Source organism: Streptomyces sp. NPDC091282 (assembly GCF_044757385.1).
In the GTDB taxonomy this organism is placed as follows: domain Bacteria; phylum Actinomycetota; class Actinomycetes; order Streptomycetales; family Streptomycetaceae; genus Streptomyces; species Streptomyces gramineus.
In genome coordinates this window covers 775,576-795,578 of record NZ_JBIVUX010000004.1, presented here as the reverse complement: position 1 = coordinate 795,578, position 20,003 = coordinate 775,576, and the positions used below count along the sequence as shown (strand labels likewise).

Here is a 20,003-nt window from a genome sequence, read left to right as displayed (position 1 = left end):
CCCAGCAGCTGGTTCGCCCTGTCAGCCGGACAGGGCGTCGTAAGAGGGAACCCGGTGGGAATCCGGGACTGCCCCGCAGCGGTGAGTGGGAACGAACGCCGTCATACGCACTGGGTCCGACGTACCGGACCTGGGAAGCGACGGCCGGTAGGTGTCCGCCGGGAGACCGGAGGGCGTGCCCGCGAGTCCGAAGACCTGCCGACTGCCCGCGCGCGGACCGTTCCGTGCGCGGATACCCCCGGTGACCTCGTGGGCGGGTCGGCGTGCATACCAGACGGGACGACCGTGCCCTTGCCGCGCGGGGTCGCCGCCGTCCGGTGCGTCATACCCTTCGCGCTCCCCCGGTCCCCGGGATCTCAGGGATTCATCTCGCGAAGGAGATCTCCGTGACATCGAAGTCCGCAGCCGCGGCAGCACGGGCCACCGTGTACGGCTACCCCCGCCAGGGCCACAACCGTGAGCTGAAGAAGGCGATCGAGGGCTACTGGAAGGGCCGCGTCACCGCCGACGCCCTCCGGAGCACCGCCGCCGAACTCCGCCGGAACACCTGGCGGCAGCTCGCCGACGCCGGCGTCCACGAGGTGCCCACCGGCGACTTCTCGTACTACGACCACGTCCTGGACACCACCGTCATGGTCGGCGCGATCCCGGAGCGCCACCGGGACGCCGTGGACGCCGACGCGCTCGACGGCTACTTCGCCATGGCCCGCGGCACCCAGGACGTCGCGCCGCTCGAAATGACCAAGTGGTTCGACACGAACTACCACTACCTGGTGCCCGAGCTGGGCCCGGACACGGTCTTCACCGCGAACACGGCGAAGCAGGTCGCCGAGCTGACGGAGGCCCTGGGCCTCGGCCTGACCGCCCGCCCCGTCCTGGTCGGCCCGGTCACCTATCTCCTCCTCGCCAAGCCCGCCCCGGGCGCCCCCGCCGACTTCGAGCCGCTCACCCTGCTGGACCGGCTCCTCCCGGTGTACGCCGAGGTCCTCGCGGACCTGCGGGCGGCCGGTGCCGAGTGGGCGCAGCTGGACGAGCCGGCCCTGGTCCAGGACCGCACGCCTGCCGAACTGAACGCCGCCGAGCGCGCCTACCGCGACCTCGGTGCGCTCACCGACCGGCCGAAGCTGCTGGTCGCCTCCTACTTCGACCGTCTCGGCGACGCCCTCCCCGTGCTGGCCAAGGCCCCGGTGGAAGGACTCGCGCTGGACTTCACCGAGGCCGCCGCCGCCAACCTGGAGGCGCTGGCCGCCGCCGGCGGACTGCCCGGCAAGCGGCTGGTCGCCGGCGTCGTCAACGGCCGCAACATCTGGATCAACGACCTGCAGAAGTCGCTGTCCACGCTCGGCACCCTGCTGGGCCTCGCCGACCGCGTCGACGTGGCCGCGTCCTGCTCCCTGCTCCACGTGCCGCTCGACGCGGCCGCCGAACGGGACATCGACCCGCAGATTCTGCGCTGGCTCGCCTTCGCGAAGCAGAAGACCGCCGAGATCGTGACCCTCGCCAAGGGCCTCGCCCAGGGCACGGACGCCGTCACCGGCGAACTCTCGGCGAACCGCGCCGACCTCGCCTCCCGCGCCGGCTCGCCCATCACCAACGACCCGGCCGTCCGCGCGCGGGCCGCCGCCGTCACCGACGCCGACGCCCGCCGCTCCCAGCCCTACGCCGAACGGGCCGCCGCCCAGCGCGCCGGCCTCGGACTGCCGCTGCTGCCGACCACCACCATCGGCTCCTTCCCGCAGACCGCCGAACTCCGCGTCGCCCGCGCCGACCTGCGCACCGGACGCATCGACACCGCCGGCTACGAGGAGCGCATCAGGACCGAGATCCAGGAGGTCATCTCCTTCCAGGAGAAGACCGGGATCGACGTCCTCGTGCACGGCGAACCCGAACGCAACGACATGGTGCAGTACTTCGCCGAACAGCTCACCGGATACCTGGCCACCCAGCACGGCTGGGTCCAGTCCTACGGCACCCGCTACGTGCGGCCGCCGGTCCTGGCCGGCGACATCTCCCGGCCCGAGCCGATGACCGTGCGCTGGACGACGTACGCGCAGTCCCTCACCGACCGCCCGGTCAAGGGCATGCTGACCGGCCCGGTCACCATGCTCGCCTGGTCCTTCGTCCGCGACGACCAGCCGCTCGGCGACACCGCCCGCCAGGTCGCCCTCGCCCTGCGCGACGAGGTGAACGACCTGGAGACGGCGGGCACCTCGGTCATCCAGGTGGACGAGCCCGCGCTGCGCGAAACCCTTCCGCTGCGCGCCGCCGACCGGCCCGCCTACCTCGCCTGGGCCACCGAGGCGTTCCGGCTCAGCACCTCCGGCGTCCGTCCGGACACCCAGATCCACACCCACATGTGCTATGCCGAGTTCGGTGACATCGTCCAGGCCATCGACGACCTCGACGCGGACGTCATCAGCCTGGAGGCGGCCCGCTCGCACATGCAGGTGGCCCGCGAACTCGCCTCGCACGGCTACCCGCGTGAGGCCGGTCCCGGTGTCTACGACATCCACTCCCCGCGCGTCCCGAGCGCCGAGGAGGCGGCCGGCCTGCTCCGCACCGGCCTCAAGGCCATCCCCGCGGAACGGCTCTGGGTCAACCCCGACTGCGGCCTGAAGACCCGCGGCTGGCCCGAGACCCGGGCCTCCCTGGAGAACCTGGTCGCCGCGGCCCGCACGGTCCGGGGCGAGCTGCCCGCCACCTGACCGAAAGACCGGAGGTTCCACTGGGCCGGGACGTCGCCGACGTCCCGGCCCCGCCCAGCGCTACCCGCACGACCGAGGTAGGAAGGGGGGCCCTGTCCGTATACGCCGACCGGCGCACCGGGTACGCGCCATCGCCGGCTCGGGGCGCACCGGACGCGGAGGCAACTCATCCGGACAAGGGTCGACTTAGGTATCCCTAACTCTTGCCGCCAACACAATATCTGGGGTGCATGCGCTCGCCTCTTTCTAGATGTAGTGTTGCTGGTGCTGGTGGTTCGCCGGGCACGGCTGTGTCCGACGAGGCAAGAGGGAACCCGGTGGGAATCCGGGGCTGCCCCGCAGCGGTGAGTGGGAACGACCGCCGTCATACGCACTGGGTCCGACGCAAAGGGCCTGGGAAGCGACGGCCAGTAGATGTCCTCCGGCCGGAGGACGCGCCCGCGAGTCCGAAGACCTGCCACCGGCGCGCATGCCGGACAGCGGTGTGCGCGCTCCGAGGCCCCGAGGGAGGGCCGCGTGGCAGACGCACGGACCCGGGTCAGGACAGGCACACCGTTTCGCCGCCTCCGCCCCGGTGTTCGCCCGTACCCGCCGCCGCGCTCCTCTCCTCCCGGTCCTCGGACGGACGACGGGAACGAGCGAGAGGGAGGCGGCGGCCGATGAGCGGTCTCGTGTATTTCTCCAGCGTCTCGGAGAACACCAGACGCTTCGTGGACAAGCTGGGCCTGCCCGCCACACGCATCCCCCTGCACCCGCGCCGCGAAGGCATGCCGCAGGTCAGCGAGCCGTACGTACTGATCGTGCCGACGTACGGCGGTGGCGAACGCGCCGGTGCGGTTCCGAGGCAGGTGGTGCGCTTTCTGAACGTCGAGGCCAACCGCACGCTCCTGCGCGGCGTGATCGCCTCCGGCAACACCAACTTCGGGGCGGACTACTGCCTGGCCGGCCGCGTGATCTCCGCGAAGTGCCGGGTCCCGGAGCTGTACCGATTCGAACTGCTGGGCACGGACCGCGACGTCCGCGCCGTGAAGGAAGGACTGCAGAGGTTTTGGACACGACACTCGTCGACGGCGGCGTGATCGCCGCTCAGCGTGAATCGGTCGGTACCCGCAGGGACTACCACGCGCTCAACGCGATGCTGAACATGTACGACTGCGACGGCAACATCCAGTTCGGCCAGGACCGCGAAGCCGTCCGCCAGTACTTCCTCCAGCACGTCAACCCGAACACCGTGGAGTTCGGGTCCCTGAAGGAGAAGATCGACTACCTGATCGAGAACGACTACTACGAGGAGGCGCCCATCCGCGCCTACACCTGGGAGTTCGTCGAGGGACTGTACCGGCGGGCGTACGCCCATGAGCACCGGTTCCGCACCTTCCTGGGTGCCTTCAAGTACTACACGTCGTACACCCTGAAGACCTTCGACGGCTCCCGCTACCTGGAGCGGTACGAGGACCGGGTGGTCTCCACCGCGATGTATCTCGGTGCCGGCGACGAGCAGTTGGCCTCCCGGCTCGTCGACGAGATGATGACGGGCCGCTTCCAGCCCGCCACGCCCACCTTCCTCAACGCGGGCAAGGCCCAGCGGGGCGAGCTGGTCTCCTGCTTCCTCCTGCGGATGGAGGACAACCTGGAGTCCATCGGGCGCGGCATCAACTCCGCGCTCCAGCTCAGCAAGCGCGGCGGCGGTGTGGCCCTCCTCCTCACCAACCTGCGGGAACAGGGCGCTCCGATCAAGAAGATCGAGAACCAGTCCTCCGGCGTGGTCCCCGTGATGAAGCTCCTGGAGGACTCCTTCTCCTACGCCAACCAGCTCGGCGCGCGGCAGGGCGCGGGCGCGGTGTACCTGCACGCCCATCACCCGGACATCATGCGGTTCCTGGACACCAAGCGGGAGAACGCGGACGAGAAGATCCGCATCAAGACCCTCTCCCTCGGTGTGGTCGTCCCGGACATCACCTTCGAACTCGCCAAGCGCAACGAGGACATGCACCTGTTCTCGCCCTACGACGTCGAGCGCGAGTACGGCACCCCGCTGTCGGACCTCTCCGTCAGCGAGCACTACGACGACCTGGTCGCCAACCCGCGCATCCGCAGGACCACGCTCAGCGCCCGCGAGTTCTTCAAGACGATCGCGGAGCTGCAGTTCGAATCCGGTTACCCGTACCTGCTGTTCGAGGACACCGTGAACCGGGCCAACCCGATCTCGGGCTGGATCAACATGTCCAACCTGTGCTCGGAGATCCTCCAGGTCAACACGCCCAGCACGTACGACGTCGCGCTCGGCTACGAGACGGTCGGCAAGGACATCTCCTGCAACCTGGGCTCGCTGAACATCGCGCAGGCCATGGCCTCCCCGGACTTCGGCGCGACCGTGGAGACCGCGGTACGCGGCCTGACCTCCGTCTCCGACCAGTCCGACATCGACGCCGTCCCCTCCGTGGCGCACGGCAACCGCCTCACCCACTCCGTCGGCCTCGGCCAGATGAACCTGCACGGCTACCTCGCCTCGCAGCGCATCCACTACGGCAGCGAGGAGGGCGTCGACTTCACGAACATGTACTTCTACGCCGTCGCCTATCACGCGCTGCGCGCCTCGAACCGGATCGCGACCGAGCGCGCCACCGCCTTCGACGGGTTCGCGGACTCGGCGTACGCGGACGGGTCGTACTTCGACAAGTACACGGAGCGGGTGTGGACGCCGGCCACCGAGCGCGTCCGCGGCCTGTTCGCGACCGCCGGGATCCGCCTCCCCACCCAGGACGACTGGCGTGAACTCCGGAAGTCCGTACGCGAGCACGGCATCTACAACCAGTACCTCCAGGCCGTCCCGCCCACCGGCTCCATCAGCTACATCAACGACTCCACCGCGTCCATCCACCCCATCGCCTCCAAGGTGGAGATCCGCAAGGAGGGCAAGCTCGGCCGCGTCTACTACCCGGCGCCCCACATGGACAACGACAACCTGGAGTACTTCCAGGACGCGTACGAGATCGGCTACGAGAAGATCATCGACACCTACGCGGCCGCCACCCAGCACGTCGACCAGGGCCTGAGCTGCACCCTCTTCTTCCGCGACACCGCCACCACCCGCGACCTGAACAGGGCGCAGATCCACGCCTGGCGCAAGGGCGTCAAGACCCTCTACTACATCCGGCTGCGCCAGGAGGCCATGGCCGGCACCGAGATCGAGAACTGCCTGTCCTGCGCGCTGTGAGGAACACACCCGTCATGACCACCGTCCCGCTGACCGAGCTCTCGGTCACCCCGCCGTCCTACCGCCACGACCCCGCCGCGCGCCTGCGCCCGGTCAACTGGAACCGCGTCACCGACGAGAAGGACCTGGAGGTGTGGAACCGGCTCACCGCCAACTTCTGGCTGCCCGAGAAGGTCCCGCTCTCCAACGACGTGACCGCCTGGCAGCAGAAGCTCTCCGCCGACGAACGCACCCTGACCATGCGGGTGTTCACCGGCCTGACCATGCTCGACACCGTGCAGGCGACCGTCGGCGAGATCGCCCAGATCCAGGACGCGCGCACCGAGCACGAGGAAGCCGTCTACACCAACATCGCCTTCATGCAGGCCGTCCACGCCCGAAGCTACTCGTCCGTCTTCTCCACCCTCGCCGGCACCCCCGAGATCGACGACGCCTACCGGTGGGCCGTGGACAACGACGTCCTCCAGCAGCGCTGCAAGACCGTCCTGGCGTACTACTACGGCGACGACCCGCTCAAGCGGAAGGTCGCCTCCACCCTCCTGTCCTCCCTGCTGCTGTACGCCGGCTTCTACCTCCCCCTGCACTTCTCCACCCACGCCCTGCTCACCAACACCGCCGACATGATCCGGCTGATCCTGCGCGACAAGGCCGTGCACGGCTACTACTCCGGCTACAAGTACCAGCGTGGCCTGGAGAAGCTGACTCCGGCCGGGCAGCAGGAGATGCGCGACTTCACGTACGCACTCCTCGAAGAGCTCTACCAGCTGGAACTCCGGTACTCGGGCGAGCTGTACGAGCCGCTCGGGCTGATGGACGACGTCGCCGTGTTCGTCCGCTACAACGCCGACAAGGCGCTGATGAACCTCGGTTACCCGGCGCGCTTCGACGCGGACGAGACCGAGGTCAATCCGGAGATCCTGGCCGCGCTCTCCCCGGGCGCGGACGAGAACCACGACTTCTTCTCCGGCTCCGGCTCCTCCTACGTCATGGGCAAGGCGGAGGACACCGCCGACGACGACTGGGACTTCTGAGAAGCCGCTCGCATCACCCCCTGGCTCAAGACCGCCCAGAACATCACCGTCCTGGGCGGTCAGGTCCCGTAGAAAGCGATGGAGGACTGTTCGTATGGCTCTCGGTATCCCCAGCAAGCGGGGGGACAGCGCCGTGTCCATCCGCGACCTGCTCGCGCGAGGAGGCCGCTCCTACTCCTTCGAGTTCATGCCGCCGCGCACGGCGGCGGCCGAAGCCGGGCTCTGGACGGCGATCCGCCGGCTGGAGGGCCTGTCCCCCACCTTCGTCTCGGTGACCTACGGCGCCGGCGGTTCGACACGCGGCCGTACCGTCAACATCACGGGGCGGATCGCCGCGGAGACCACGCTCACCCCGGTCGCCCACCTCACCGCGGTCGGTCACAGCGTCGCCGAGCTGCGCAACATCCTCGGTCACTATGCCGACCAGGGGGTACGCAACATCCTCGCCCTGCGCGGCGACCCGCCCGGTGACCCGCTCGGCCCCTGGACCAGGCATCCGCAGGGCGTCCGGTACGCCGCCGAGCTGGTCAGCCTGATCAGGGAGTCCGGGGACTTCTGCGTCGGCGTCGCCGCGTTCCCCGAGATGCACCCGCGCTCCCCCGACCGGGACAGCGACATCCGCCACTTCGTCGGCAAGTGCCGGGCCGGAGCCGACTACGCCATCACCCAGATGTTCTTCGACGTCGAGAGCTATCTCCGCTTCCGCGACCAGGTGGCCGCGGCCGGCTGCCGCACACCGATCATCCCCGAGATCATGCCGGTCACCACCGTCCGCTCCCTGCGGCGCATCCCCACCCTCTCCACCGCCGCGTTCCCCGACCGGCTGGCCGAGAGGATGCTCGCCGCCGAGGCGGACCCGAAAGCGGTCAGGGCGCTCGGCATCGACCACGCCACCGAGATGTGCCGCCGGCTGCTCGCCGAAGGGGCTCCCGGACTGCACTTCATGACGATGAACTTCTCCACGGTGACGACCGAGATCTACCGAAACCTCGAACTCCCCATCTGAGACCCCCCCCCAGCAACCCGGGAGGCACCGCCATGGCCCAGCATTCACACACCTCACCGGTAGGCATTCATCGGCCGCGACTGGTCGGGATCGTCAACATCACCACGGACTCCTTCTCGGACGGGAACAGGTTCCTGACCGCACGGGACGCCGTGTCACACGCGCACCGGCTGCGCTCGGAGGGCGCCGACGTGATCGAACTCGGCCCTGCCGCCAGTCATCCCGGAGCCGAGAAGGTCTCGGCGGAGGAGGAAGTCGGACGGCTGGCCGACGTCTTGGACCAGCTGGTCGCCGAAGGGGTGCCGGTGTCGGTCGACTCGTACCAGCCGACCACACAGCTGTTCGCCGCGGCACGCGGCGCCGCGTATCTCAACGACATCCAGGGCTTCGCCGATCCCGAGCGGTACGTGGAGCTCGCCGGGACCGGATGCCGGCTCGTCGTCATGCACTCCGTGCAGCGGCGCGGCCCGGCCACCGAGGTACGGACCGATCCGGCGCGGGTGTGCCGGGGGATAGAGGAGTTCTTCGCCGAACGTCTGACCGCGCTGGAGGCCGCCGGTATCGGACGCGACAGGCTGGTCATCGATCCGGGACTGGGTCACTTCCTGGGCAGCGGTCCCGAACCGTCGTTGCGGACCCTGGCCGGACTGGAGCGGCTCAAGGCCCGCTTCGACGTACCGGTGCTGGTGTCCCCGTCCCGGAAGTCGTTCCTGCGGACGCTCACCGGGAGCGCGGTTTCCGGTATCGGTCCGGCCACGCTGGCCGCGGAACTGTACGCCGCGCGCAGTGGGGCGGACTACATCCGCACCCACGACGTCGCCGCTCTCCGTGACGCGCTGACGGTGTTCGAGGCCCTGGAGTCGGCCAAGGAGAGCGGCTGGTGATCACCGGGCGGCCGGCACCGACCGCTGCTCCGGGCCGTCGTAGGAGGCGAGGGGCCGGATCAGGGAGTTGTGGGCGAGCTGCTCGGTGATGTGGGCCGTCCAGCCGGTGATGCGGCTCATCACGAAGATCGGGGTGAAAGCGGGGATGTCGAAGCCCATCAGGTGGTAGGCGAGCCCGGCGGGGTAGTCCAGGTTCGGGTGGATGCCCTTGCGCTGGATCATGGCGTGCCGCAGGGCCGCGTGCAGGGTGGCCTGGCGGGTGACCTCGGGGTCGGCGGCGCGGGCGACCAGGCGGTCCAGGGCCTCCTGCATGATCGGGACACGGGAGTCGCCGTGCTTGTAGACGCGGTGGCCGAAGCCCATGATCTTCCGCTTGTCGGCGAGTGCCTGGTCCAGCCACTGCTCCGCGCGCTGCGGGTCGCCGATCTCGTTGAGCATGTGCATCACGGCTTCGTTGGCGCCGCCGTGCAGCGGGCCCTTCAGCGCGCCGATCGCGGCCGTGACCGCGCTGTAGAGGTCGGAGAGGGTGGAGGTGACCACGCGCGCGGTGAACGTCGAGGCGTTGAAGCTGTGTTCGGCGTACAGGGTCAGGGAGATCTCGAAGCAGCGGACCACCTCGGGGGCGGGGACGCTGCCGAAGCACATGTGGAAGAAGTTCTCCGCGTAGCCGAGGTCGGGGTTCGGCGGGATCGCGTCCAGTCCCTTGCGCCGCCGCTGGTCGGCGGCGACGACCGTCGGCAGTTTCGCCAGCAGGGTGAGGGACTTGGCCCGGTTGGCGGCGGGGCTGCCGTCGTCCTCGGTGGGGTCCTCGGCACCGAAGAAGCTGACGGCGGTGCGCAGGACGTCCATGGGGTGGCAGGTCTCGGGCAGCCGGGTGAGGAGTTCGGCGGTGGTGCGGTCCAGCGGGCGCAGGGCGCGCTCCCGGGCCTGGAACTCCGCCAGCTGGCGGTCGTCGGGGAGTTCGCCGTACCACAGGAGGTACGCGACCTCTTCGAAGGAGCGGCGGGCGGCCAGGTCCTGCACCGGATAGCCGCGGTAGGTGAGGGAGTTGGTCTCCTGGATGACGGTGGAGATCTCGGTGGTGTCGACGACGACACCGGCGAGGCCGCGGTGGATCTCGGGTGCGCTGGTGGTCATGGCGAAGCCTTCCGGTGCGTGCGTCAGGTGCCGGGCGGGAGGGTGAAGTCGAAGACGGCCGAGTCGAAGGCCGAGTACTCCTCGTAGCCGAGGAGTTCGTAGAGCCGGGAGCGGGTCTGCATGGCCGGCAGCAGGGACTTCTGGGTGCCCTCGGCGGCGATCGTGCGCAGGCCGTCCTCCACCGCTCCCATGGCGATCCGCAGCAGCGTGACCGGGTAGAGGGCGATGTTGTAGCCGAGGTTCTCCAAGGTGCGGGTGTCCAGGAGCGGGGTCTTGCCGAACTCGGTCAGGTTGGCGAGGAGTGGCACGTCGACGGCCTTGCGGAACGCCTCGTACTCCGCCTCGTCGGCGAGCGCCTCGGGGAAGATCGCGTCGGCGCCCGCGTCGACGTACGCCTTCGCCCGCTCGATCGCCGCGTCGAGGCCCTCGACGGAGCGGGCGTCGGTGCGGGCCATCAGGAGAAAGTCAGGGTCCCGGCGGGCGTCGACGGCGCCCCGGATCCGGCGGACCATCTCCTCGCGCGGTGTGACGGTCTTGCCGTCGAGGTGGCCGCAGCGCTTGGGGTTGACCTGGTCTTCCAGGTGCAGTCCGGCCAGTCCCGCGTCCTCCAGGAGCTGGACCGTGCGGGCCGCGTTCATGGGTTCGCCGAAGCCGGTGTCCGCGTCGATGAGGACGGGCAGGTCGGTGACCCGGGTCGTCTGCTGCGCTCGGGCGGCGATCTCGCTGGACGTGGTGAGGCCGATGTCGGGCAGCCCCAGGTCTGCCGCGAGAACGGCGCCCGAGAGGTAGACGGCGTCGAACCCGGTGTCCTGGATGAGACGGGCGGAGAGCGGGTTGATCGCGCCGGGCATGCGCAACAGCCGTCCGGAGGCGAGCTGTTCGCGGAAGGCGCGGCGGCGTTCGGCTGGGGTGGTGCGGGTGTGGAGCAGCATCAGAACAGGCCCTTCGGGAGCCGTGCGTCGTACGCGGCGACAGCGTCGGTGTCGACCACCGGGAACAGCCCGTCCAGGTCCGCGGTCCCCAGCTCGCCGAGGTGCTCGGCAGCGTCCAGGAACGCGTCCTGCGCGGCCGGGGCGACGATCCCCTCGGCCAGCGTGCGGAACTTGGCCATGTAGGCGGGGCGGTCGAAGGGGCGGGCACCGGCCGGATGGGCGTCGGCCACGGCCAGTTCGTCCTCGATCACCGAGCCGTCGTCGAAGGTGATCACCGCACGGCCGCCGAAGGCGCGGCGGTCCGGGTCGGGGTCGTGGTAGCGGCGGGTCCACTCCGGGTCCTCGACCGTGGTGATCTTCCGCCACAGCTCCACCGTCCCGGGGCGCTGGGCACGCTCGGGGGCGTAGGAGCGCTCGTGGTGCCAGGCGCCGTCCTCCAGGGCGACCGCGAAGATGTACGGCACCGAGTGGTCGAGGGTCTCGCGGCTGGCCGTCGGGTCGTACTTCTGCGGATCGTTCGCACCGGAGCCGATCACGTGGTGGGTGTGGTGGCTGGTGTGCAGGACGACCGAGCGCACCCGCTCCAGCGGTCCGGCCTTCTCCCGCAGCCGCCGGGCCAGGTCGATGATCGCCTGGGCCTGGTACTCGGCGGAGTGCTCCTTGGTGTAGGTGTCGAGGATCGCGCGGCGCGGCTCGCCCGGCTCGGGCAGCAGCACCGTGTAGTCCGACTCCGGGCCGTCGAGCATCCAGGCGAGGAAGCCGTCCTCGCCCTCGTAGATCGGCGACGGGGAGGTCTCGCCGCGCATTGCCCGGTCGACGGCCTCGATCGCGGCCTTGCCGGCGAACGCGGGCGCGTACGCCTTCCAGCTGGAGATCTCGCCCTTGCGGGACTGACGGGTGGCCGTCGTGGTGTGCACGGCCTGCTGGACCGCCTGACAGACGGTCTCCGTCGGCAGCCGCAGCAGGGCGCCCAGACCGCCGGCGGTGGCGGCGCTGAGGTGGGCCACGTGGTCGATGCGGTGGGCGTGCAGGCAGATGCCCTTCACCAGAGCCACGTGGATCTCGTACGCGGCGACGATCCCGCGCAGCAGGTCGGCGCCCGTGCGGCCGGTGTGCTGGGCGACCGCGAGCAGGGGCGGGATGTTGTCGCCGGGGTGCGAGTAGTCGGCGGCCAGGTAGGTGTCGTGGAAGTCCAGCTCGCGCACGGCCGTGCCGTTCGCCCAGGCGGCCCACTCCGGGGAGACTCGCGCACGGCTGCCGAAGACGGCGGCGCCGGGGGCGGTGGCGCCGTGCGCCGTGGCTTGGGCACGAGCGACCGCGACCGGGCGGCGCAGCAGCGAGGCCACGGCGACCGAGGCGTTGTCGATCACCCGGTTGACGGCCATCGCGGCGCTGTCGGTGTCCAGTTCCTCGGTGGCCGTCGCCACGGCGGCGAGTTTCCAGGCGAGCTGCTCCTCCCGGGGCAACCGGTCGGCGCTGGGATGGACACGGACGTGGTGCTCGATCACGAGACTCCTCCTCAAGGTGCTGACACCGTCGAGCCTGCCCGTGCGGGGATCTCCGGGCCACCGCTCCAATCTGCGGAATCCGTACAGTGCCGGGCTGCGAATCTGCGAATTCTGCGAAATCTGCGAATGCTATGTTCGCAAGCAGGGGCAGGTGCGCAGGGGACCGTCCGGTTTCCGTGGAGGAGGTGTGACATGGCCCGACGTCCGGCGGACCGCAAGGTCTACGCCCATGCCAAGCTGCGGCGGCTGCGGCGCGAGCACGGCATGAACCAGGTCGACATGGCCCACGCTCTCGGTATCTCCACCAGCTACGCGAACCAGATCGAGCAGAGTCAGCGCCCGTTGACCGCGCCGGTGCTGCTGCGGATCGCCGAGGTCTTCGGGGTCGACGCGGAGTTCTTCTCCGAGGCGGCGGAGGACCGGCTCGCCGCCGATCTGCGGACCGCGCTGGCGGACGAGGCGTGCGGAGTCGAGCTGCCCGCGGGCGAGGAGATCTCCGAGGCCGCCCGCGACCATCCGGAGGTGGCGCGTGCCCTGGTCGCGCTGCACCGACGCTACCGGGACGCGGCGGAGCAGGCGGCCGTCCTCTCGTCAGGGGAGGCTCCTCCGGTTCCGGGGGAACCGCACGACGAGGTGCGGGACTTCTTCTACGCCCACCACAACCACTTCGAGCCCCTCGACACCGAGGCCGAACGCACGGCAGCCGCCCTGAAGCTGCGGCCGGGCCGGGCCGCCGATCCGCTGGCCACCCATCTCGCCGAACGGCACGGTGTCCGGGTCGTCCAGGCCGCACCGGACCGCTCCCCCGACGCCCGGCGCTTCGACCCCGACACCGGGCTGCTGTTCCTGTCCCCCTGGCTCAGCGACGGCCAGCGCGCGTTCCAGCTCGCCACCCAGCTCGCACTGCTGGAGCACGGCCCGCTGCTGGACCAACTCGTCGACACCGGTTCGGAATTGACTTCACCTCAGTCCCCGGCCCTTGCTCACATCGGCCTGGCGAACTACTTCGCGGGCGCGCTCCTCATGCCGTACACGCGCTTCCACGCCGCCGCCGAAGAGGTGGGGTACGACGTCGAGTTGCTGTCCGCGCGCTTCGGTGTCGGCTTCGAGACCGTCTGCCACCGCCTGAGCACCCTGCAACGCGCCGGCCGCCGCGGAGTCCCCTTCTCCTTCCTCCGTGTCGACCGGGCCGGGAACATCTCCAAACGGCAGTCGGCGACCGACTTCCACTTCTCGCGGCTCGGCGGCACCTGCCCGCTGTGGACGGTGTACGAGGCGTTCTCCGCGCCGGGCCGGATACTGACCCAGGTCGCCGAAATGCCCGACGGCAAGCGGTACTTCTGGATCGCGCGGACCATCACGCGAGGCGGCTTCGGCCATCACGCCCCGCGCGCGGAGTTCGCCGTCGCGCTCGGCTGCGAACTGCGGCACGCGCACCGGCTCGTCTACGCCGAGGGCATCGCCCTGGACGACTCCCGAGCCGCCACCCCGATCGGCCTCGGCTGCCGGATCTGCGAACGCCGCGACTGCGCCCAGCGGGCCAGGCCCCCGGCCGGCGGACGGCTCGCCGTCGACCCCGACCGGCGCACCTACGTCCCGTATCCGGTGGAGACCCGCGGCCTCTGACCGCGGGGGACGGCAGCAGGGCCGTGCTCTGTGCGAGCGGCACGGCCCTCTGCAGCATCCGTGGCATCCGTCACGCCGCGGAGACCGGCTCCGGCTGTCCGCCCGGGGCGGGCGCGGTGGCGGTCCGGGTCGCGGGGTCGAGGAGGCGTTCGGCCATGGGGCCGAAGGCCAGACCCACGGTGGCCCACAGCAGGGCCTGGGCGGCGACGGAGTAGAAGCGGAAGGAGAACAGGACGTCCGCCGGGAAGCCGGGGTAGACGATGGCGCCCTTGGGGTCGGTCAGGGGCAGCGGTGTCTCGGTGGCGTGGTGGCCGTACTGCTGGACATTGACGGAGAGTTCACCGAGGGACGGCAGCAGTGCCATCACGATGCCGATCGCGACGACGTAGGCGCCGCCGGCCAGGAGGGTGGCGTTCCAGTTGCCGAACCGATCCTGGAGGCGTTTGCCGAGCCAGACCGCTCCGACGAGGAAGAGGACCGAGCACAGGACCATGAGGAGATAGAGGTTGCCCCGGTCCTTGATGGTGTCCGGGTGACCGATCGACGGCGGATTGGCCGGGTACTTCACGAACGGCACGAAGTACATCCCGAGGAACCCGCCCAGCGCGACGAGGAGGGCCAGGTTCCGGGCGCGGAGCTTGCCGACCCGGCCGAGGCAGATGACGTAGGCGACGGCGAACAGGGCGCCCATGGCCATGCCGAAGAACACCATGCCCACGCCGATGCCGACGTTGGCCTGGATGGTCCGGCTGAAGATGTCCGGGCCCGCCGCCTCCGGGGTCAGACCGGCGGCCTTGTCGAGGGCCGCCTGTGCGGCATCGCGGCCGCTCTCGTAGTCGATGGCCTTGGCGATCTGCGGCTCGGCGAAAATGCGCGCGAAGACGAACGCGAGCAGACCCGCTACTGCGCCGGCCAGAATGCCGCGCAGGATGAGTTTCTTTTCCATGTTCAGGTGTCCGGGCCGGTTCTCGTCAGTGGCAGGGGAAGCCGAGGAAGTGACGGGCGTCGTGCACGAACTCGTGGACGTGCATGTCCTTGCCGAACACCGAGTAGGCGCCCTGGTCGACGCCGATGAAGTAGTAGACGGCCAGCGCGATCAACGCCGTTCCGACCAGCCAGAGCACGGCCTTGGACGCCGGCAGGACCACCGGTGTGGGAATTGCGGTGGGCGCGGACATGCTGCTCATCGACGAGCCTCCTTCAGGGATCGTGCGTCCCTCGGTTCAGTGGAGCGTCGTGATGGCCCAGTGTCTGACTCCAGCCCCCGCCCTCCGGCGGTGCTGTCACAGTGGCGCGACCGTGCTGGATTTCCACCAGCTTCCTCAGGCCATCACTACATGCGGAGCGTACGAATATCTCGGATAATCGGTCAATCAAGCCCTTACCAAGGGAAGGTATTCCTCGTCTCTCGCGACCGCCGCGGAACCGGTCCCCGGAGTCGGAGCGGATAGGCTTACGAGACCCGGCGGGCCCACCCGGGCGATCAATCGCCGCGTCCCGGCGGGACGTTCCGGTCACGATCGGAACCGTTCAGGACAGCCGCGCGGCCGCGAGGAACCATCCGGATATCTCTCGGCGTTTCCCGGAGACAAAGGGCATCGGACCACCCGCCACCGTCATCCGGCGGTCGACATCACGCACCCACCCCGGAGACGATCGGAGGAACCCAGTGGCCAAACGGCTCAATCCACGCCGGATCACTCTCGGTGGCCACGAGGCGGTCGCCCTCACCCCTCAGGAGTACGAGCAGCTCGTCGCCACTCGACGTCAGATCGGCGGCCAGAGCGCGCGCGTGCGCGTGCTCGCCCTCCAGGCGAAGCAGACCGAACAGCTGCTAAGGGAGTTGGAGACGCTCGTGACGGAACCCTGGCAGGGGTGCCCCGAGCGTTCCGGGACGGCACCGGCGGCATCCTCGGTGCCCTGTTCCGACAGCGCGGAGTCAGACCGGGACGCCCACGCAGGCTGTCTGCGGTGTGCGCTGGCCGCGCTGCTGCGGCGCCACAGGCCGCTGCCCACCTGAGCCACCGCCACACGCACGAAGGGCTGGGCGGGGAAGTACGCGGGTACTTCCCACACCCAGCCCGATCCGTCTCAGCGATGCCGGAACTCGGGCGGCCTCTTCTCGGCGAACGCCCCCATGCCCTCTTTCTGGTCGGCGGTCGCGAACACCGCGTGGAACAGGCGCCGCTCGAACCGGACGCCCTCCGCCAGTGTGGTCTCGAAGGCGCGGTTGACCGCTTCCTTCGCCATCATCGCCACCGGCAGCGACATTCCCGCGACGGTCTCGGCGACGGCCAGCGCCTCGCCGAGCAGTTCGTCGGCGGGGACCACGCGGGAGACGAGCCCGGCGCGTTCGGCCTCGACCGCGTCCATGGTGCGCCCGGTCAGGCACATCTCCATGGCCTTGGCCTTGCCGACGGCCCGGGTCAGCCGCTGGGAGCCGCCGATGCCGGGGATCACGCCCAGCTTGATCTCGGGCTGGCCGAAGACGGCCGTGTCGGCGGCGAGCAGGATGTCGCAGAGCATGGCGAGTTCGCAGCCGCCGCCGAGGGCGTACCCGGCGACGGCGGCGACGGTCGGCGTGCGCAGCTGCCCGAGCCGGTCCCAGGCGCTGAACCAGTCGGCGAGGTACATGTCCATGTATCCCTGCGGCTGCATCTCCTTGATGTCGGCGCCGGCCGCGAATCCCCTCTCCGACCCGGTGATCACGATGCAGCCGCAGTCCGGGTCCCGGTCCAGGGCCTCGGTGGCGGCCACGACCTCGTTCATGACCAGGAGGTTCAGCGCGTTGAGGGCCTTGGGCCGGTTGAGGGTGAGCAGGGCGGTTCGGCCCTTGCGCTCGACGAGGATCGTCTCGTGTTCCAGGGTCATGCCGGATCTCCGCTCTGGTCCCTGATGGTGCGTACGATGCCGGAGAAGTCCTCGTCGGATCCGACCCGTTCCGCGTAATCGGCGTACAAGTCGGCCGCGCGAAGGCCCAGTTCGGCGCGGACGCCGCCGGCACGCAGCGCGTTGGCGGCGAGGCCCAGGTCCTTGGCCATGAGGGAGGCGGCGAATCCCGGCCGGTAGTCGCGGTTGGCGGGGCTGGCCGGAACGGGGCCGGGGACGGGGCAGTTGACGCTGAGCGCCCAGCACTGGCCGGAGGCGGTCGAGGCCACGTCGTACAGCGCCTGGTGCGACAGGCCGAGGCTCTCGGCGAGGACGAACGCCTCGCTGACGGCGATCATCGAGACGCCGAGGATCATGTTGTTGCAGATCTTCGCCGCCTGTCCGGCGCCCGGACCGCCGCAGTGGACGGCCTTCTTGCCCATGGCCTCCAGCAGTGGCCGGGCCTCGGCGAACTCCGTGTCTCCGCCGCCGACCATGAAGGTGAGCGTGGCGGCCTCGGCGCCCACGACTCCGCCGGAGACGGGTGCGTCCAGCGCCCGCATCCCGGCCGCGACGGCACGCTCGTGGGCGGTGCGGGCGTCGGCGACGTCGATGGTGGAGCAGTCGACGAAGAGGGTGCCGGGGCGGGCGGCGTTGAGGATGTCGTCGTAGAGGCCGAGGACGTGGCGGCCGGCGGGCAGCATGCTGATGACCACGTCGGCGTCCGCCACGGCCTCGGAGGCGGAGTCGGCGGGCTCCACGCCGGGGCCGGGCATGGCCACGAGGTCGTATCCGCGCACCCGGTGTCCGGCCTTGACCAGGTTGGCGGCCATCGGCGCACCCATGTGGCCGAGTCCGATGAAGGCAAGGGTCGTGCTCACCAGGGCACCTCCGTGGCGGAGTCGGATGCGGCGAGCCCCAGTTCGCGGTCGCCGAGCGGGGCGAAGAAGCGGTCGACGTCGGCGTCGGTGACCTCGGCGAGGGTGGCCGGGGACCAGTGCGGGTCGCGGTCCTTGTCGATGACCTGGGCGCGGATGCCCTCCACCAGGTCGGGGGCGGTCAGAGCCCGGCAGGAGACGCGGTACTCCTGGTCCAGGACCCGCTCCAGCGGGCCGAGATGCCGGGCGCTGCGCAGCGCGGCCAGGGTGACCTTGAGGGCGGTGGGCGACTTGGCGAGCAGGGTCTGGGCTGCGGACTTGGCCGCCGCGTCGCCGTGGTCGAGCAGTCTGCCGACGATCTCCTCCACCGTATCGGCCGCGTAGCAGGTGTCGATCCAGTCCCGGTGGCGGGCCAGCTCTCCCTCCGGGGCCGGGCGGACGTGCCAGGTGAGCGCCTCGTGCACGGGCAGGTCGGCGAGGTCGCCGATCAGCCCCGGGATTGCCGCCGACGGTACGTGGTGATCCGCGAGGCCGCACAGCAGGGCGTCGGCAGCACCGATCTGGGCGCCGGTCAGGGCGAGATGGGTGCCCAGTTCACCCGGCGCGAGGGCGAGCAGGTACGTGCCGCCGACGTCGGGGACGAAGCCGATACCGGTCTCCGGCATGGCGATCCGCGACCGTTCGGTGACGATACGCACGCTGCCGTGCGCGGAGACGCCGACCCCGCCGCCCATGACGAGGCCGTCCATGACGGCGACGTAGGGCTTGGGATAGCGGGCGATGCGGGCGTTGAGCCGGTATTCGTCGCGCCAGAAGGCGGCCGAGGCGGTTCCGTCGCCGTCGCGGGCGTCGTCGTGGATGGCCCGGATGTCACCGCCCGCGCACAGACCGCGTGCTCCGGCGCCGGTGAGGACGACGGTGGCGACGGCCGGATCATGCTCCCACCGGGTGAGGGCGTCGGCGATGTCGAGCACCATCGCGTGGGTGAGGGCGTTGAGGGCCTTGGGGCGGTCGAGGGTGATGTGGGCGGCCCGGCCCGCGGTGCGGAACAGGACGTCGGTCATCCGAACGCCTCCGTCAGGCCGCGGGCCACGATGACGCGCATGATCTCGTTGGTTCCTTCCAGGATCCGGTGGACCCTGAGGTCCCGGACGATCTTCTCGATGCCGTACTCGCTGAGGTAGCCGTAGCCGCCGTGGAGCTGGAGCGCCTGGTCGGCGACGGCGTAGCCGGTGTCGGTGGCGAAGCGCTTGGCCATGGCGCACAGGTAGGGTGCGCCGGCGTCGCCGCGGTCGAGGGCCTGGGCGGCCTGCTGGACCAGGGCGCGGGCGGCGGCCAGTTCGGTGGCCATGTCGGCGAGGCGGTGGCGCAGCGCCGGCTCGTCGAGGAGCCGGCCGCCGAACGCCTCCCGGTCGGCGAGGTGGGCCAGGCTGCGGTCCAGGGCGCTGCGGGCGCCGCCGAGCGAGCAGGCGGCGATGCCGAGCCGGCCGCCGTTCAGGCCGTTCATCGCGATGCGGAAGCCCTCGCCCTCCCGGCCGAGGAGCCGGTCGGCGGGGAGCCGGACGCCGTCCAGGACGACCTGGCGGGTCGGCTGCGCGTTCCAGCCCATCTTGCGTTCGTTCGGGCCGAAGCCGACGCCCGGGTCGTCCTTGTCGACGACGAACGCGGAGATCCCGTCGGGTCCCGAGCCGCCGGTCCGGGCCATCACCACGTACAACTGCGCGGCGCCCGCGCCGGAGATGAACTGCTTGGCCCCGGTGAGGATCCACCCGTCGCCGTCGCGGACGGCCCGGGTGGTGAGGGACGCCGCGTCGGAGCCCGCGCCGGGTTCGGTCAGGCAGTAGCCGGCCAGGTCCTCCATGGCGCACAGGCGGGGCAGCCACCGCTCGCGCTGGGTGGCGTCGCCGTAGCGGTCGATCATCCAGGCGACCATGTTGTGGATGGAGAGGTACCCGGCGATGGACGGGCAGCCGGAGGCGAGGGTCTCGAAGACGAGGACGCCGTCGGAGCGCGTCAGGCCCGAACCGCCGTACTCCTCACGGACGTAGACGCCGCCGAGGCCGAGTCCGGCCGCCTTGCGCAGGACGTCGACCGGGAAGTGCTTGTCCCGGTCCCAGTCCAGGGCGTGCGGGGCCAGATGGTCCTGGGCGAAGTCGAGAGTGGTTTCCACGAGGGCCTGCTGGTCCTCGGTGAGCGGGAGGGTGGTCATCG

At 70.4% G+C, this 20,003-nt stretch carries 17 protein-coding genes and 3 riboswitches; of the genes, 8 read left to right on the top strand and 9 right to left on the bottom strand.

Annotated features, from left to right (window positions below; all coding sequences use genetic code 11):
• Positions 1-5 precede the first annotated feature (5 nt).
• A riboswitch (cobalamin riboswitch) is annotated at positions 6-218 on the top strand.
• 168 nt (positions 219-386) lie between these two features.
• The 6 genes from metE to folP all read left to right on the top strand — a co-directional run bounded on the left by metE (position 387) and on the right by folP (position 8,843).
• Entirely contained in the window at positions 387-2,705 is a 2,319-nt protein-coding gene (gene metE, locus ACIQOE_RS22385; RefSeq protein WP_401413207.1) for a 5-methyltetrahydropteroyltriglutamate--homocysteine S-methyltransferase, read from the top strand.
• A gap of 254 nt (positions 2,706-2,959) precedes the next feature.
• Positions 2,960-3,182: riboswitch (cobalamin riboswitch) on the top strand.
• A gap of 182 nt (positions 3,183-3,364) precedes the next feature.
• Positions 3,365-3,784: a class Ib ribonucleoside-diphosphate reductase assembly flavoprotein NrdI gene (gene nrdI, locus ACIQOE_RS22380; protein ID WP_401413205.1), complete on the top strand. Its 420-nt coding sequence runs from the start codon at positions 3,365-3,367 to the stop codon at positions 3,782-3,784.
• Positions 3,754-5,922, top strand: coding sequence for a class 1b ribonucleoside-diphosphate reductase subunit alpha (nrdE, locus tag ACIQOE_RS22375; protein WP_401413203.1), 2,169 nt, complete (start codon positions 3,754-3,756; stop codon positions 5,920-5,922). The genes nrdI and nrdE overlap by 31 nt, the downstream gene beginning before the upstream one ends.
• Before the next feature lie 14 nt (positions 5,923-5,936).
• Positions 5,937-6,953, top strand: a complete 1,017-nt coding sequence (nrdF, locus tag ACIQOE_RS22370) for a class 1b ribonucleoside-diphosphate reductase subunit beta (RefSeq protein WP_365559955.1) — start codon at positions 5,937-5,939, stop codon at positions 6,951-6,953.
• A gap of 94 nt (positions 6,954-7,047) precedes the next feature.
• The gene (gene metF / locus ACIQOE_RS22365; protein ID WP_401413201.1) at positions 7,048-7,959 is read left to right on the top strand and encodes a methylenetetrahydrofolate reductase [NAD(P)H]; all 912 of its coding nucleotides are present in this window, start codon (positions 7,048-7,050) and stop codon (positions 7,957-7,959) included.
• Positions 7,960-7,991: 32 nt separating this feature from the next.
• Positions 7,992-8,843, top strand: a complete 852-nt coding sequence (folP, locus tag ACIQOE_RS22360; protein ID WP_401413199.1) for a dihydropteroate synthase — start codon at positions 7,992-7,994, stop codon at positions 8,841-8,843.
• On the opposite strand, the gene ACIQOE_RS22355 is transcribed toward folP, so the two are convergent.
• Genes ACIQOE_RS22355 through ACIQOE_RS22345 form a run of 3 tightly spaced genes read right to left on the bottom strand, consistent with a single transcriptional unit; the run spans position 8,844 to position 12,420 of the window.
• Positions 8,844-9,980 carry a bifunctional 2-methylcitrate synthase/citrate synthase gene (locus ACIQOE_RS22355; RefSeq protein ID WP_401413197.1) on the bottom strand — a complete coding sequence of 379 codons (1,137 nt, stop codon included), beginning with the start codon at positions 9,978-9,980 and terminating at the stop codon, positions 8,844-8,846.
• 23 nt (positions 9,981-10,003) lie between these two features.
• Complete coding sequence (prpB, locus tag ACIQOE_RS22350) at positions 10,004-10,912, bottom strand: methylisocitrate lyase (protein ID WP_401413195.1); 909 nt, start codon at positions 10,910-10,912, stop codon at positions 10,004-10,006.
• Entirely contained in the window at positions 10,912-12,420 is a 1,509-nt protein-coding gene (locus ACIQOE_RS22345) for an MmgE/PrpD family protein (protein WP_365576075.1), read from the bottom strand. The genes prpB and ACIQOE_RS22345 overlap by 1 nt, the downstream gene beginning before the upstream one ends.
• Before the next feature lie 192 nt (positions 12,421-12,612).
• Between ACIQOE_RS22345 and ACIQOE_RS22340 the strand changes: the two genes are divergently transcribed.
• Positions 12,613-14,046: a short-chain fatty acyl-CoA regulator family protein gene (locus tag ACIQOE_RS22340; protein ID WP_365559950.1), complete on the top strand. Its 1,434-nt coding sequence runs from the start codon at positions 12,613-12,615 to the stop codon at positions 14,044-14,046.
• 70 nt (positions 14,047-14,116) lie between these two features.
• Here the strand turns inward: ACIQOE_RS22340 and ACIQOE_RS22335 are convergent, their stop codons facing one another.
• The gene (locus tag ACIQOE_RS22335; protein ID WP_351324041.1) at positions 14,117-14,992 is read right to left on the bottom strand and encodes a CbtA family protein; all 876 of its coding nucleotides are present in this window, start codon (positions 14,990-14,992) and stop codon (positions 14,117-14,119) included.
• A gap of 25 nt (positions 14,993-15,017) precedes the next feature.
• Positions 15,018-15,233, bottom strand: a complete 216-nt coding sequence (locus ACIQOE_RS22330) for a CbtB-domain containing protein (protein WP_351324040.1) — start codon at positions 15,231-15,233, stop codon at positions 15,018-15,020.
• 60 nt (positions 15,234-15,293) lie between these two features.
• Positions 15,294-15,368: riboswitch (cobalamin riboswitch) on the bottom strand.
• A 347-nt stretch (positions 15,369-15,715) separates the two neighbouring features.
• On the opposite strand from ACIQOE_RS22330, the gene ACIQOE_RS22325 reads away from it, so the two are divergent.
• The gene (locus ACIQOE_RS22325) at positions 15,716-16,066 is read left to right on the top strand and encodes a hypothetical protein (RefSeq protein WP_365559947.1); all 351 of its coding nucleotides are present in this window, start codon (positions 15,716-15,718) and stop codon (positions 16,064-16,066) included.
• A 71-nt stretch (positions 16,067-16,137) separates the two neighbouring features.
• On the opposite strand, the gene ACIQOE_RS22320 is transcribed toward ACIQOE_RS22325, so the two are convergent.
• The 4 genes from ACIQOE_RS22320 to ACIQOE_RS22305 are packed head-to-tail and all read right to left on the bottom strand — an operon-like array spanning position 16,138 to position 20,001.
• Entirely contained in the window at positions 16,138-16,917 is a 780-nt protein-coding gene (locus tag ACIQOE_RS22320) for an enoyl-CoA hydratase (RefSeq protein ID WP_401413192.1), read from the bottom strand.
• Positions 16,914-17,795 (bottom strand): 3-hydroxyisobutyrate dehydrogenase, encoded by an 882-nt coding sequence (mmsB, locus tag ACIQOE_RS22315; RefSeq protein ID WP_401413190.1) that lies wholly within the window; start codon positions 17,793-17,795, stop codon positions 16,914-16,916. The genes ACIQOE_RS22320 and mmsB overlap by 4 nt, the downstream gene beginning before the upstream one ends.
• Positions 17,792-18,856 (bottom strand): enoyl-CoA hydratase/isomerase family protein, encoded by a 1,065-nt coding sequence (locus ACIQOE_RS22310; protein ID WP_401413188.1) that lies wholly within the window; start codon positions 18,854-18,856, stop codon positions 17,792-17,794. The genes mmsB and ACIQOE_RS22310 overlap by 4 nt, the downstream gene beginning before the upstream one ends.
• Positions 18,853-20,001, bottom strand: coding sequence for an acyl-CoA dehydrogenase family protein (locus tag ACIQOE_RS22305; RefSeq protein ID WP_399010853.1), 1,149 nt, complete (start codon positions 19,999-20,001; stop codon positions 18,853-18,855). Before ACIQOE_RS22305 ends, ACIQOE_RS22310 begins: the two co-directional genes overlap by 4 nt.
• Between the last annotated feature and the right edge of the window lie 2 nt (positions 20,002-20,003).